Here is a 13,238-nt window from a genome sequence, read left to right on the forward strand (position 1 = left end):
CCCGCGCGCGCCCCGCGCACACCCCCCCCCACCGCCACGCTCGCCCCCCCCCCCACCGCCCCCTCCCCCGCCGACCGGCGTGGCCCGCGGCTGACCCGCCGCGGCCCCCCGGCGCCGGGACGGGAGGGGGCGCCGACCCGGATGGTCGGCGCCCCCTCCCGTCCCCGCCGCCCCCTCAGCCGAACAGCCCTCCGCGCGCCGCCCGCAGGTCGTGGAAGGAGTCCAGGTCGGGGACGGTCCAGCCGTCCAGGTCGTACTCGGACATGCACTGGTCGACCAGGGCCTTGTAGTCGTCGAGCTTGCCGCTGGCGGTCTGGGCGAAGAGCAGCTCGGTGCGGACGTTCTCGTGGTTGCCCGAGTAGTTGCGCTCGTACAGCTCGTGCCGGCCGCCGAACTCGGTGCCGACCGCGTCCCACAGGAGCTTGAGGACCTTGACGCGCTGGACGGCGTCGATGCCGTTCGAGCCGCGGACGTACTTGTCCAGGTACGGGCGGATCTGCGGGTTCTTGAAGTCCTCCGCGCTGGAGTTGAGGTAGATCAGGCCGCTGGCCACGTCCTGCTGGATGATCTCCTTGATCCGCGGATAGCCGATCTGCATGAACCAGCGGTACGCCATCCCGTACTCCGGGTTCGGCAGCACCGCGCCGCCCCGCCACTTCACCGGGTTGCGCGCCGCCGCGTCGGACAGCCCCCAGAAGAGGTTGCGCCAGGCCAGCACCTCGCCCAGGCGGGTCTGCACACCCCGGAAGTCCTGCGTGCCGGTCACCTCCAGCGCCTTGGCCAGCGCCCCGGCCAGGAACTCCAGCTTCACCGCCAGCCGCACGCAGCCGTGGAAGGTGAACCGCTCCAGGAACCCGGACTGCCCCGAGAACATCTGGATCTTGGCCATGTCCCCGTAGACGAACACGTCCTCCCAGGGGATCAGCACCTTGTCCAGCACCAGGATGGTGTCGTTCTCGTCCAGCCGGGAGGACAGCGGGTAGTCGAAGGGGCTGCCCATCACCGCGGACTGCGCGGTGTACGACGGCCGGCAGATCAGCTTCACCCCGCGCGCCCCGGTCGGCACCGTCGCCACCAGCGCGAACTCCTTCTTGCGCACCGGCAGCCCGTAGTGCGCGATGAAGTTGTGGTGGGTCAGCGCCGACCCGGTGGCGACCACCTTCGCTCCGGACACCACCAGACCCGCGTCGGTCTCCTTCTCCACGTGCACGAACACGTCCGACACCTCGTCCGGCGGCAGGCTCCGGTCCACCGGCGGGTGCACGATCGCGTGGTTCCAGTACAGGACCTTCTCCTGCGACTCCCGGTACCAGCGCCGCGCGTTGTCCGAGAACGGCGCGTAGAAGTCGGCGTTCGCGCCCAGGGTGCCGAGGAAGGCCGCCTTGTAGTCGGGGCTGCGCCCCATCCAGCCGTAGCTCATCCGCGACCACGCGGCGATCGCCTGCTGGTCGGCCACCAGGTCCTCCGCGCTGCGCGGCGTGGTGAAGAACCGGTGGGTGAAGCCGCCGCTGCCGGTGTCGGTCGCCGTCGTCAGGACGGACTGGTGCGCCGGGTCGTGCAGCGCGTCGTACAGCCGGGCCGTCATCCGCACCGGGTTGCGGAACGCCGGGTGCGCGGTGACGTCCTTGACGCGCTCCCCGTAGAGGTACACCTCCCGGGCGTCCCGCAGGCTCTCCACGTACTCGTCACCCGTCAGCGGACGGGTGCGCGGCGCCCCGGCCGCCTCGCCGCGCCGAAGGTCGTCCTGAAGGTCGTCCTGAAGGTCGGTCATGCGGCTCATCGTGGCAGCCACCGCCCCCGCCGGGCTTCTTGCTGCGTGCGGGAGGACGCCCCCACCCCGCAGGACGTGCCCAAGTCGCGCCGACCGGCCCGCGCGGGCGGCCGGTGCGCAATCCGGGAGGTGTCCGGGACGCCCCGTCGGTGTGAGCGTCGGTCCCCGACGGTCCCGTTTCCACGACCGGTCCCATGACCGCTTCGACGACCGCTTCGACGACCCAGCACCTCCCGGGAGGACCCACGATGCTCACCGCCGACATCCCGACCCGCGCGGACCTGGTGCGGCGCGCCGGCGAACTGGCGCCGCTGCTGAAGAAGAACGCCCCGCAGGCGGAGGAGGACCGGCGGCTCCAGGACGAGACGGTCGAGGCACTCGCCGAGGCCGGGCTCTTCAAGCTGCGCGTGCCCAAGCGCTACGGCGGCTACGAGGCCGACACCCGCACCCTGGTCGACGTCGCCGCCGCACTGGGCCGCGCCGACGGGGCGGCCGCCTGGACGACGTCCGTCTACTGGATCCCGACCTTCATGGCCTGCCTGTTCCCCGACAGCGTCCAGGACGAGGTGTTCGCCACCCCCGACGTCCGCATCTGCGGCACCCTCAGCCCCTCCGCGCTCGCCGCGCCCGCCGAGGGCGGCATCACCGTCAACGGCAAGTGGGGCTTCGTCAGCGGCGCCCACCACGCCCACTGGCAGGAGATCATCGCCGTCCAGCCGCTGCCCGACGGCCGGCACCTGCCGCTGATGGCCCTGGTCCCCATGTCCGACCTGCTGATCGTCGACGACTGGGACACCTCCGGGCTGCGCGGCACCGGCAGCGTCAGCACCGTCGCCCAGGACGTGTTCGTCCCGCAGGAGCGGGTCATCCCGCTGCCGGCGATCCTCCAGGGCCAGTACGCCTCCGAGCTGAACGCCGCCAGCCCCGCCTACCGGGTGCCGCTGCTGCCGGTCGCCGCCGCCTCCTCCGTCGGCACCGCGCTGGGCCTGGCCCGCGCCGCCCGGGACGCCTTCTTCGAGCGGCTGCCGGGACGCGGCCTCACCTACACCGCCTACGAGACCCAGGCCGAGGCCCCGCTCACCCACCACCAGGTCGCCGAGGCCGTCCTCAAGACCGACCAGGCCGAGTTCCACGCGTACCGGCTGGCCGACCTGGTCGACGGCAAGGGCGCGGCCGGCGAGGAGTTCACCCTGGAGGAGCGGGCCCGCGCCCGCGCCGACATGGGCGCCGTGGTCCGCCTCGCCAAGGAGGCCGTCGACATCCTCGCCTCCGCCTCCGGCGGCTCCTCCATCCACCGGGACGTGCCCATCCAGCGCATCAGCCGCGACATCCAGGCCGTCAGCCTGCACGCCCTGATGAACCCGAACACCAACAACGAGCTGTACGGCCGGGTCCTGTGCGGCCTGGAGCCCAACACCCTCTACATCTGACGCCGGCCGCGCCCGCCCGGGCGCCCGGCCCCGTACGCCTTCCGCCCGGGCGGCCCGCACCCCCGCCGCCCGGCACGGCACCCACCGCACCCACGACTCCCACGGAGCCCCACATGACCACGCAGATCGCCGAGATCGCCCCCGCCTCCGGCCCCGCCTCCGCCATCACCGACGAGGACCGCGCCGCCATCGCCGCCCTGCCGCAGCGCGTCGTCGCCGCCTGGGCCGCGCACGACGCCGACGCCTTCGCCGAGGTCTTCACCCCCGACGGCACCATGATCATCCCCGGTGTCTTCCAGCAGGGCCGGGAGGCCATCCGCGCCTTCCTCACCCAGGCCTTCGCCGGCCCCTTCAAGGGCACCCGGGTCACCGGAACCCCCGTCGACCTGCGCTTCGCCGACGCCGACGCCGGCATCCTCATCACCCAGGGCGGCATCCTCGCCCCCGGCGAGACCGAGCCCAGCCCCGAGCGGGCCGTCAACGCCTCCTGGGTCGTGGTCCGGCGCGACGGCCGCTGGCACCTCGCCGCGTACCAGAACACCCCCCGCAACGCCGCCTGACGGACACCCCGTCCCGACAGGAACCCGAGAACCCCCAGAGAGGTGAGGAAGTCCATGACGCACAGGGTGGGCGAGCGCGCGGTGGTGCTCGGCGCCAGCATGGCGGGGCTGCTGGCCGCGCGGGTGCTGGCCGACTCCTACGACGAGGTCGTCGTCGTCGAGCGCGACGCCGTCGCCGGCACGACCACGGCCCGCAAGGGCGTGGGGCAGGGACGCCACGTCCACGGGCTGCTGGCCCGCGGGCAGCAGATACTCGACGAGCTGTTCCCCGGCTTCACCCGGGACGCCGTCGCCGCCGGCATCCCCACCGGCGACCTGGGCGAGCTGCGCTGGTTCTTCAACGGCCGCCGGCTCGCCCCCGGCCGGACGGGGCTGCTCTGCGTCTCCGCCACCCGCCCGGTGCTGGAGAGCCGGGTGCGCGACCGGGTCGAGGCCCTGGCCGGGGTGACCCTGCTGGAGCGCCACGACATCGCCGGCCTGGTCGCCGACGAGACCCGCGACACGGTCACCGGCGTCCGCGTCCAGTCGCAGGAGCCCGGCGCCGCCGAGCGCGTCATCGCCGCCGACCTGGTGGTCGACGCCACCGGCCGCGGCTCGCGCACCCCGCTGTGGCTGGAGGAGTTCGGCTACGAGCGCCCCGACGAGGAGCGCATCCGCATCGACCTCTCCTACACCACCCGCCGCTTCAGGCTGCGCGACGAGGCCGTCCTGGACGGCGACCTCTCCATCAACCCGGTCTCCTCGCCCAGCCACCGGCGCGGCGCGTTCCTGTCCCGGATCGAGGACGGCCTGGTGGTCGTCTCGCTGACCGGCGTCCTCGGCGACAGCGCCCCGGCCGACCTGCCCGGCTTCCTGGAGTGGACGCGTACGCTGCCGGTCACCGACATCCACGACGCCATCCACGACGCCGAGCCGGTCGACGACGGCGCGGTCATCCGCTACCCGGCCAGCCAGCGCCGCCGCTACGAGCGGCTCGACCGCTTCCCCGGCAACTTCCTGGTCGTCGGCGACGCCGCGTGCAGCTTCAACCCGGTCTACGGCCAGGGCATGACCGTCTCCGCCCTGGAAGCCCTCGTCCTGCGCGAGCACCTGGCCCGGGGCCCCGTCGACCCCCAGTCCTTCCTCGCCGACATCGCCCAGGTCATCGAGGTCCCCTGGCAGTTCTCGGCCGGCGCCGACCTCGGCTACCCCGAGGTCGAGGGCGAGCGCACCCCCGAGTGGGAGGCGTCCGGCGCCTTCATGGCCGCCCTGCACGCCGCGGCCACGGTGGACGGCGAGGTCACCGCCACCTTCATGCGCGTCGCCGGCCTGGTCGCCACCCCCGACGCCCTGATGACCCCCGAGATGATCCAGCGCGTCACCGAGGGCGCCCAGCGGGCCGCCCAGGCGCCCGCCGCCGTCCCGGCCGCAGCCGCCTAGCGCCCCCTTCGGGGGCCCCTCCCCATCCCGGAAGCCCGTCCCGCCGCGTCATCGGCGGGGCGGGCTTCCGGCTGCGCCCCGCGCCCTGCGCCTTGCGCCCTGCCCCTGCTGTCCCCTGCCCCCTGCGCCCTCTCGTCAGCAGGCGTGACGCCCGCCGGCGAGCCGCCCGCCGCGATGGCCGGGGACGCCCGGGAAGGCGTGCGGCGGGGCAGCGCGAAGCGGGNNCCGCTTCGGTGTGCCGCCGCGTCAGCCGGCCGTGGCCGTCGCCGGGACGCGGGCGGTGAGGCGGACGGGCAGGCTGCGGTGGCCGTTCATGATGAAGGTGGGCAGGGGCTGGAGGCCGTCGCGGTCGACGGCGAGCTCGAGGCCGGGGAAGCGGGCGAAGAGGCGGGACAGGCCGGTGGTGGCCACCAGCCGGGCTATGCCCATGCCCAGGCAGAAGTGCGGGCCGAAGCCGAAGGACAGGTGCGACTTGTCGGCGCGGGTCAGGTCGAAGGCGTCCGGCCGGTCGGCGTGCAGCGCCGGGTCGCGGCCCACCGCGGCGTAGTTGACCAGGATCGGGTCGCCCTTGGGGATGGTCACCCCGTCCAGCTCGATGTCCTCGGCGGCGTACCGCAGCGGCAGGTGCGCCAGCGGCGACTCCACCCGGAGGGTCTCGTCGATGACGTCGTCCCAGGTCGCCTGCCCGGAGCGGACCAGTTCGAGCTGGGCCGGGTCGCTCAGCAGCGCGGTGATGGCGTTGTCGAAGAAGTTGATCGTGGTCTCCGAACCGGCCCCCAGGATCGCGAAGATCGTGTCGGTCAGCTCGTCCTCGGACAGTCTGGTGCCGTCCTCGTCCCGGGCGGCCACCAGGTCGCTGGTGATGTCCTCGCCCGGCTCGCGCCGCTTGTCGGCGATCAGGTCGGCCATCGCGCCGCGCCAGCCGGCCAGCACCGCCTGGGCCTGCTCGGGCGTGATGGTGGTGTCCACCATCGCGTCGATGACCTTCGCGGTCTTGGCCCGGGCCTCCTCCGGCATACCGATCAGGTCGGCCACCAGACGGGCGGGAAGCGGGTAGGCGAATCGTTCCCGCAGATCCACCGTCTCGCCCGGCGCGGCCTGCTCCAGCGCGTCCAGGAGCTGGTCGGTCAGCTCCTCCACGCGCGGGCGGAAGGCCTCGGTGCGCCGCGGGGTGAACGCCGCGCCGGTCAGCTTGCGCAGGCGCACGTGGTTCTTGCCGTACGCGGTCACCATGTTGTCCATCGCGACCCAGCTGATCAGCTCCCAGTCCGGCGGCACCTCGCCGTTGACGAAGGCCGGCCAGTGGTTGCGGGCGCTCTTGGTGACCCGCGGGTCGGTGAGCACCTGCTTGATCACCGCGTGGCCGTTCAGCGACCAGGCGAACACCCCGCCGGGCAGCTCCACCCTGGTCGCCGGGCCCTGGGCCCGCAGAACCGCGGCCTCGGCGTGGATGTCGCGGCCGGTGGTGTCGAGGGCGAAGGGGCAGCCTTGTTCCATGGGGTCCATCCCGAATGAGAGGTGAGGTGAGGGGCGGGGGACGCGGCGCTCAGCCGGCGGCCGGGCCGAAGTGGGCCTGGGCGAGTTCCCGGGGGGCGAGCGAGGCGAGGAAGACGCCGTTGCCGGCGTGGCTGTGCAGGGTGGACATGTCGCGCCAGACCCGCTCCACCCGCTCGCCGGCGCGGACCGAGCTGGAGCCGGCGGTCGGGAAGAGCTGGCCCTCCACCGCGCCCCAGGCCAGCCGGACCGCCTCCCGGCCGATCAGGGCCAGCCGCAGCTCCTCCTCGCGGGTGAAGGCCGCCGGCTCCTTCCCGCACAGCGCCTGCCACTGCTGCACGGCGTGCAGCACGGCCGCCTCCGCGGCGGCGATCCGGCCGGCCGCCTCGCCGTAGCGGGCCTGGAAGTCGGCGTCCTCGGTACGCGGCACGATCGGGAAGAACGATGTGGTGCGGGTGCGCATCAGAAGGTCGTAGGCGTCCAGCGCGCCCCGGGCCATGCCGACCGCGAGGACGCCCAGCTCCAGGAGCATGAAGCTGAGCGGCCCGCCGCCGTACTCCGGCCCGTGCAGCCGGCGGCCCGGGGTGTCCTCGGTGACCGCCATCATGCTCAGGTGCCCGCCCAGGGTGTGCCGGCCGGGGATGCGGGCGCCCTCGATCCGGATGCTGTGCGAGCCGCTGCCCTTGAGGCCGAGCTGCGCCCCCCAGTCCTCCAGCCGCTCGAACTTCTCCCGGGGGGCGACGAACAGCATCGGCGCGGGCGGCTGCCCCTCGCCGGCGGCGACGAGGGTGTGGCCGATGAAGTGGGTGGCGTACGGCGACCCCGAGCAGTAGCCCCAGGTGCCGTCCAGGATCCAGCCGCCCTCCCCGTCGGGGCGGGCGGAGCCGGCCGGCGCGACCGTCGCCGGGCAGATGAACTCCCCGCCGGCGAACAGCTCGGCCTGCACCTCCTCCTCGAAGACGGTGCCCGCCACCAGCGCGTGCGCCGCGCCGAACAGGTACATCCAGCCGGTGGACGGGCAGCCGCGGGCCAGCGCCATGGCGACCTTCGCGAAGGTCTCCGGGCCGAACTCGTAGCCGCCGTACCGGCGCGGCACCAGGATGCGGTAGAAGCCGGCGCGGGAGAACGCCTCGTGGGTGTCCTCGGCGTAGTAGCCGCGCCGCTCGGTCTCGGCCTGCCGCTCGACCAGGGTCGCGGCCAGGGCCTCGGCCCGGGCGACGACCTCGTCCGGGGTCAGACCGGGCTCCGGCGGAGCCGCGGGGGCGGAGGGCGCCAGGGTGGTCATCGTCGATCGCGTCCTTACTGCGTCGGGAACCGGTGGGCGGACGGCGTCAGGCCAGCGGGGTGGCGGGGGCGTCGGACAGGGTGCGCAGCAGCTCGCGGAAGCGGTCCACCAGGGCCACGGCGGTGGCCTCGTCGAAGCGGTGGTGGTCGAACTTCAGGCTGCCGGCCAGCTCGCCGCCCGGCAGTACGTCCATCGCCCACAGACCGCCGTCCGGGATGGCCGAGCTGACCTCCTGGGACAGCGTGCGGCGGCGGATCTCGGCGAGCTGCGGCCCGCCCGGCACGCCGCCCTCGGCCGGGAACGCGGTCTGGAGCACCTCGAAGGCGACCACGGCCAGGAACCCGTCGGCGAACGGCGCCAGCAGCGCGGGGCTGTCCTCGGCGATCCGGGCGAACGGGATCTCGTGCTGGTACGCGCCGACGCAGGCGGTGCGAGCCCGGTCCAGCACGTCGCCGACGGTCGCGCACCCGGTGGTGTCGACGCGGATCGGCACGAAGTTGAAGAACGGGCCGACCGAGTCCGCGAAGCGCTCCTCGTACCGCCCGGAGGAGAAGGTCGGGAAGACGATGTCGGTGGCGCCGGTCCGCTCGCGCAGCAGCAGGCTGTAGGCGGCGGCCATCACCATGAACGGCGTCGAGCGGGTCGCCTTGGCGAACTCCAGCACGTCGGCGGAGAGCTGCGCGTCGAAGACGAAGCGGTGCACCCCGTAGGCGCTCGCCAGGGACTCGTCGCGCGGCCGGTCGGAGGTGATGCCGGTGATCTGCACGCCGTCCAGCGTCTCCCGCCAGTAGCCGCGCGCGGCGTCCAGCTTCTCGCTGCCGGCGGTCTCCTGCTGCCAGTGCGCGAACTCCCGGTACTGGGCGGGCTGCTCCTCCTGCGCCGGGGCCGCGCCGGTGCGGGCCGCGTAGGCGGCGGCCAGGTCGCGGGCGACGACCTGGAGCGACCAGGCGTCGGTGGAGGTGTGGTGGGTGGCCAGCACCAGCACCGCGTCGGTCGCGTCGAAGCGGCCGAGCGCGGCCCGCAGGTGCGGCAGCTCGCGGACGTCGAACGGGCGGGCGTCCAGCTCGTTGAGGAACTCCTCGGCCCGCACCTCGCGCGGCCGCTCGTCCTGCGCGCCCAGCTCGCGCACCTCGAACGCGACCGGCGCCGGCGGGTGGACCACCTGGTGGCCGCCCTGCTCGTCGCCCACCACCGCCGTGCGCAGCACCTCATGGCGCACGACCACGTCGTCCAGCGCCCGCTGGAGCGCGTCGAGGTCGATCTCGCCGGTGACCCGCCAGCCGCCCACCAGGGTGTGCCGGTGGCCGAACGCGCCGTCGGTGGCGCCCTTGTCGAACGCCCGCAGGAACTCCTGGTTGTACGAGAGCGGGATGCGCTGGTCGCGTCCGTCCGCCTCCGGCGGCGCGGCGGTGATGGTCACGTGAGCGGTCCTTTCGGGTAAGGGGTGTGCGCGGGAAGGGCGGTTCAGGCGGCGGGGGCCAGGTCGTCGGGACCGGGGCCGGGGCGGTGGACGGCGGCGCGGTCCGCGACCCGCCCGGCTGCCGCGGCCGCGGTCTCGATGAAGGCCAGGCAGCGGTCCGCGCCGTCCGGCCCGTGCACCACCGGCCAGCCGACCGGGGCGTCCATGGCGGCCGGCCACAGCGAGTGGCGGCCCAGCGAGTCGCGCAGCACCACGCACAGGCGCGGCGGCGCGGCGAGCGCCCGGGTCTCCTCGGTCATCACGCCACCTCCGCCGGCGGTACGACGGTCTCTGCCAACTCCCGGAGGCGTACGTCCAGTTCGGCGACCGTCGGGTGGTTGAGCACGTCCCCGACCGTCACCTCCACCCCGAACTCGGCCTCGATCCGGGTGGCCAGCCGCATCGCCTGGAGAGACTGGCCGCCGAGTGCGAAGAAGCTGTCGTCGGGGCTGATGGACGGGATGCCGAGGACCCAGGCGAACAGCGCGCACAGCGCCTCCTGCCGGGCGTCGTCCACGGGGCTCACCGGGGGTGCTTCCGCCGCCCGGCGGGGCGTCTGGGGGGCCGGCAGCGCGGCCCGGTCCAGCTTGCCGTTGGCGGTCAGCGGCAGCGCGGCCAGCTCGGTGAAGTGGGCGGGCACCAGGTAGTCGGGCAGCTCCTCGGCGGCCGCCCTGCGCACCGCCGCCAGGTCCAGACCCGGCTCCCGGGCCACGACATAGGCGTGGAGCTGCTTCTCGCCGCCGCCCTCGGGCTGCCGGGCGACGACCGCGGCGTGCGCCACGCCCGGCTGCCGGGCCAGCGCGTGCTCCACCTCGCCCGGCTCCACCCGGAAGCCGCGGATCTTGACCTGGTCGCCGACCCGCCCGGCGAACTCCAGCCCGTGCGGGCCCCGCCTCATCAGGTCGCCGGTGCGGTACATCCGCACCCCCGGCTCGGTGTGCGGGTCGGTGACGAAGCGTTCGGCGGTCAGGTCGGGCCGGCCGAAGTAGCCGGCCGCGAGCCGCTCGCCGGCCAGGTACAGCTCGCCCGTCCCGCCGTCCGGCACGGGCCGCAGCTCCTCGTCGAGCAGCCGGGCCTGGACGGTGTCCAGCGGCCGGCCGACCGGGATCGGGCCGCTCGGCGTGAACGGCGCGGTCAGCACCGCGCAGGCGGCGAACGAGGACACCTCGGTCGCCCCGTACATGGCCCGCACCACGGTGTCCGGGCAGGCGTCCAGCACCCGCCGCACGGCCGTGGGGGAGATGGTGTCGCCGCCGGTCAGAACCTCGGCCACGGTGGCGAAGCTGTCCGGGGCCTCCTCGGCGAACAGCCGGAACAGCCCGGCCGTCACATGCAGCGCGGTGATCCGGTGCTCGGCGATCAGCCTGCGCACGGTGCGCACGCCCGGACTGCCCGGCGGCGGCAGCACCATGGTCCCGCCGCGCAGCAGCGGCACCCACAGCTCGTAGGTCGAGACTCCGAAGGCGTACGGGGCGAGCGCCAGCACCCGGTCGTGCGCGCCGCCGTCCCAGGCGGAGTCGTCCACCAGGCCGAGCACCCCGCGATGGGTGACCGCCACGCCCTTGGGCTCCCCGGTCGAACCGGAGGTGTGGATGACGTACGCCGTGCCGTCCGCGTCCCCCGCCGGCAGCCCGCCCGCGGGCGCGCCGCCACCGGCGCCGGCGTCCGCGTCCACGACGACGGTGCGGCCGCCGCCCTCCGGCAGCCCGCGCTCCCGCGTCGCCCGGTCGGCGAGCAGCACCGGCGATCCGGCGCGCTCCAGCACCCGCCGCATCCGCTCGGCCGGGTCCGCCGCGTGCAGCGGCAGATAGCAGCCGCCGGCCTTGAGCGCGGCGAGGATCGCGACCACCAGGTGCGGCGAGCGCTCCATCAGCACCGCGACCGGGTCGCCGGGCCCGACGCCGCATCCGGCCAGCTCGTGCGCGAGCCGCTCGGCCCGCTCGTCGAGCTGCCGGTAGGTCAGCACCGCCTCGCCCTGCGCCACCGCCACCGCGTCCGGCGTCCGGCGCGCCTGCGCGGCGAAGCGCTCATGGACGGTGCAGGCGGCAGGAAGGGCGGGGGAGTGCGCCGAAGGAGCGACCGACGGCCGTCCAGAGGTGGAGACCATCTGCTGTTCCGAGGTGGAGACCATCTGCTGTCCAATCGCTCGTCCCCGCCGATAGCGGTCCGCGGACCCGGCGGACGGGTCTGGCGGAACGCTCACACAGCCCGGACGGACCCGGCATCTCCTGGATTGCGTTGCCGACGGCCGCGCCGCGACCTGGGGAAGTCCGGCCCCGGCGCCCTGCGCGCGCAGGGCCGGCGGCCGCAGACCGCACGGCAGAAGATGGCGCGCCATTCCGGCCATGCCCATGCTGAACGAGCCACCGAGCGACGACGTAGAGGAGCTCTCCGCAGTGAATGAGAAGCGGGCCGCGGCGCCGGCCCACCAGACCAAGCGTGTCGGAGGGCTCGACGGTGTCCGCGCGCTGTGCGCCCTCGGGGTGGCGGGCGTGCACACGTCCTTCGCCGCCGGAGTGATGGGCGCCTACGTCGCGCCCCCGGGCAACGAGTTCCTCGCCACCCTGCTGGCCGGCATGCGCCCGCTGGCGCTCGGCCCGTTCTTCGTCCTGTCCGGCATGCTGCTGTACCGGCCGTTCGCCCGCTGGACCCTCGGCGGCGGGACCCGCCCCCGGATCGGCCCCTTCCTCGCCAAGCGGCTGGCCCGGCTCTGGCCGGCGTACGCGCTGCTCGCCGTCGTCTGCGTGTTCCTGCTCAACTACGCCGCGGTGGACGGCCCCTGGTACGTGCTGCGGCCGCTGCTGATGCTCCAGGTCTACGACTACACCTGGATCGCCGGCATGGACCCGGCCTGGACCGTGCCCGCCGAGATGCAGTACTACCTCGCGCTGCCGCTGATCGCCGCCCTGATGCACAAGCTCGCCAAGGGCGTCGCCGACCCGGTGCGCAAGGCCCGCCGCATGCTCGTCCCGCTGGTCCTGATCACAGCCGGCTCGGCGGTGTGGACCTGGTGGATCCACCGCCCCGAGATGGGCGTCTACCCCGAGCAGTACTGGTGGCCGCTGGCCGTCGGCGGCGCGTTCGCCCTCGGCATGGGCATGGCCATTCTGCAAGTGCTGGCCGAGCTGCGCCCCGGCCGCGAGCCGTTCCTCCACCGGATCGCCGGCAACCACCCGCTGCTGTTCTGGGTCGGCGCGCTGGCCATCTACGCCTTCAACTGCTCCCAGCCCTTCGGCCGCCCCGGCTACGGCGACTACGAGGGCGTCGGCCTCGCCCTCACCCAGTACTTCCTGCTGCTGGGCTTCTCCTACCTGATGGTGATGCCGCTCGCGATACCCGGGGCCAAGTCCCGGGTGGTGGACGCCATCGTCGCCAACCCGGTCTCCCGCTACCTCGGCCGGATCTCCTACGGCATCTACCTCTGGCACTTCGCGGTCATGTACTTCTGGTTCGAGACCGGCAGCGTCTTCGGCACCGAGCCCGGGATGATGAACCAGCTCCGCGGCACCATCGGCTTCCCGGAGCTGATGACCGCCGTGCTGGCCGGCAGCATCCTGGCCGCCACCCTCAGCCACTACCTGGTCGAGCGGCCCGTGGTCAACGCCGTCGGCCGCTGGGCCGCCCGCAAGCAGGCCGCCGCCGCGCCCGCCCCGGCCCCCGGCGCCGTACCGGAGCAGCGGGAGCGCGACCCGTACACCGTCGCCGGACCGCGCTGACCTCACCACCTCACCCCTGCGGGTGAACGAAGGCGAACAGGAGCCCGAAGACCGCGCCGGTCTTCGGGCTCCATGGCCGCACCGGCCCGGACGCAGCAATTCCG

General features: G+C 74.2%; 10 protein-coding genes. 4 read left to right on the forward strand and 6 right to left on the reverse strand.

From position 1 onward, the window contains the following. Positions 1-175: 175 nt before the first annotated feature. Positions 176-1,771, reverse strand: a complete 1,596-nt coding sequence (locus C6N75_RS03275; protein WP_258177200.1) for a 4-hydroxyphenylacetate 3-hydroxylase family protein — start codon at positions 1,769-1,771, stop codon at positions 176-178. A 248-nt stretch (positions 1,772-2,019) separates the two neighbouring features. Between C6N75_RS03275 and C6N75_RS03280 the strand changes: the two genes are divergently transcribed. The 3 genes from C6N75_RS03280 (at position 2,020) to C6N75_RS03290 (ending at position 5,180) form a co-directional block, all read left to right on the forward strand. Further along, positions 2,020-3,201: an acyl-CoA dehydrogenase family protein gene (locus tag C6N75_RS03280; RefSeq protein ID WP_105867308.1), complete on the forward strand. Its 1,182-nt coding sequence runs from the start codon at positions 2,020-2,022 to the stop codon at positions 3,199-3,201. A gap of 113 nt (positions 3,202-3,314) precedes the next feature. Then, positions 3,315-3,761, forward strand: a complete 447-nt coding sequence (locus C6N75_RS03285) for an SgcJ/EcaC family oxidoreductase (protein ID WP_105867309.1) — start codon at positions 3,315-3,317, stop codon at positions 3,759-3,761. 54 nt (positions 3,762-3,815) lie between these two features. Beyond that, on the forward strand, positions 3,816-5,180 hold the full coding sequence (locus C6N75_RS03290; RefSeq protein WP_105867310.1) for an FAD-dependent oxidoreductase: 1,365 nt from the start codon (positions 3,816-3,818) through the stop codon (positions 5,178-5,180). A gap of 246 nt (positions 5,181-5,426) precedes the next feature. Here C6N75_RS03290 and C6N75_RS03295 read toward each other — a convergent pair whose 3' ends face one another. From C6N75_RS03295 to C6N75_RS03315, 5 genes are read right to left on the reverse strand one after another with little or no spacing between them, the layout of a single operon-like run. Further along, positions 5,427-6,677: a cytochrome P450 family protein gene (locus C6N75_RS03295; RefSeq protein ID WP_105867311.1), complete on the reverse strand. Its 1,251-nt coding sequence runs from the start codon at positions 6,675-6,677 to the stop codon at positions 5,427-5,429. Positions 6,678-6,726: 49 nt separating this feature from the next. Next, the gene (locus C6N75_RS03300; RefSeq protein ID WP_105867312.1) at positions 6,727-7,959 is read right to left on the reverse strand and encodes an acyl-CoA dehydrogenase family protein; all 1,233 of its coding nucleotides are present in this window, start codon (positions 7,957-7,959) and stop codon (positions 6,727-6,729) included. A gap of 46 nt (positions 7,960-8,005) precedes the next feature. Continuing rightward, positions 8,006-9,379, reverse strand: coding sequence for a condensation domain-containing protein (locus C6N75_RS03305; protein WP_105867313.1), 1,374 nt, complete (start codon positions 9,377-9,379; stop codon positions 8,006-8,008). Between the two features lie 44 nt (positions 9,380-9,423). Continuing rightward, positions 9,424-9,678 (reverse strand): MbtH family NRPS accessory protein, encoded by a 255-nt coding sequence (locus C6N75_RS03310; RefSeq protein ID WP_105867314.1) that lies wholly within the window; start codon positions 9,676-9,678, stop codon positions 9,424-9,426. Beyond that, positions 9,678-11,549: a non-ribosomal peptide synthetase gene (locus C6N75_RS03315; RefSeq protein WP_258177201.1), complete on the reverse strand. Its 1,872-nt coding sequence runs from the start codon at positions 11,547-11,549 to the stop codon at positions 9,678-9,680. Before C6N75_RS03315 ends, C6N75_RS03310 begins: the two co-directional genes overlap by 1 nt. A 265-nt stretch (positions 11,550-11,814) precedes the next feature. Here C6N75_RS03315 and C6N75_RS03320 point away from each other — a divergent pair, with 265 nt between their 5' ends. After that, the gene (locus C6N75_RS03320; protein WP_105867315.1) at positions 11,815-13,134 is read left to right on the forward strand and encodes an acyltransferase family protein; all 1,320 of its coding nucleotides are present in this window, start codon (positions 11,815-11,817) and stop codon (positions 13,132-13,134) included. Positions 13,135-13,238: the final 104 nt, after the last annotated feature.

Origin of the sequence: Streptomyces solincola (assembly GCF_002982015.1) — a bacterium.
Taxonomy (GTDB): Bacteria; Actinomycetota; Actinomycetes; order Streptomycetales; family Streptomycetaceae; genus Streptomyces; species Streptomyces solincola.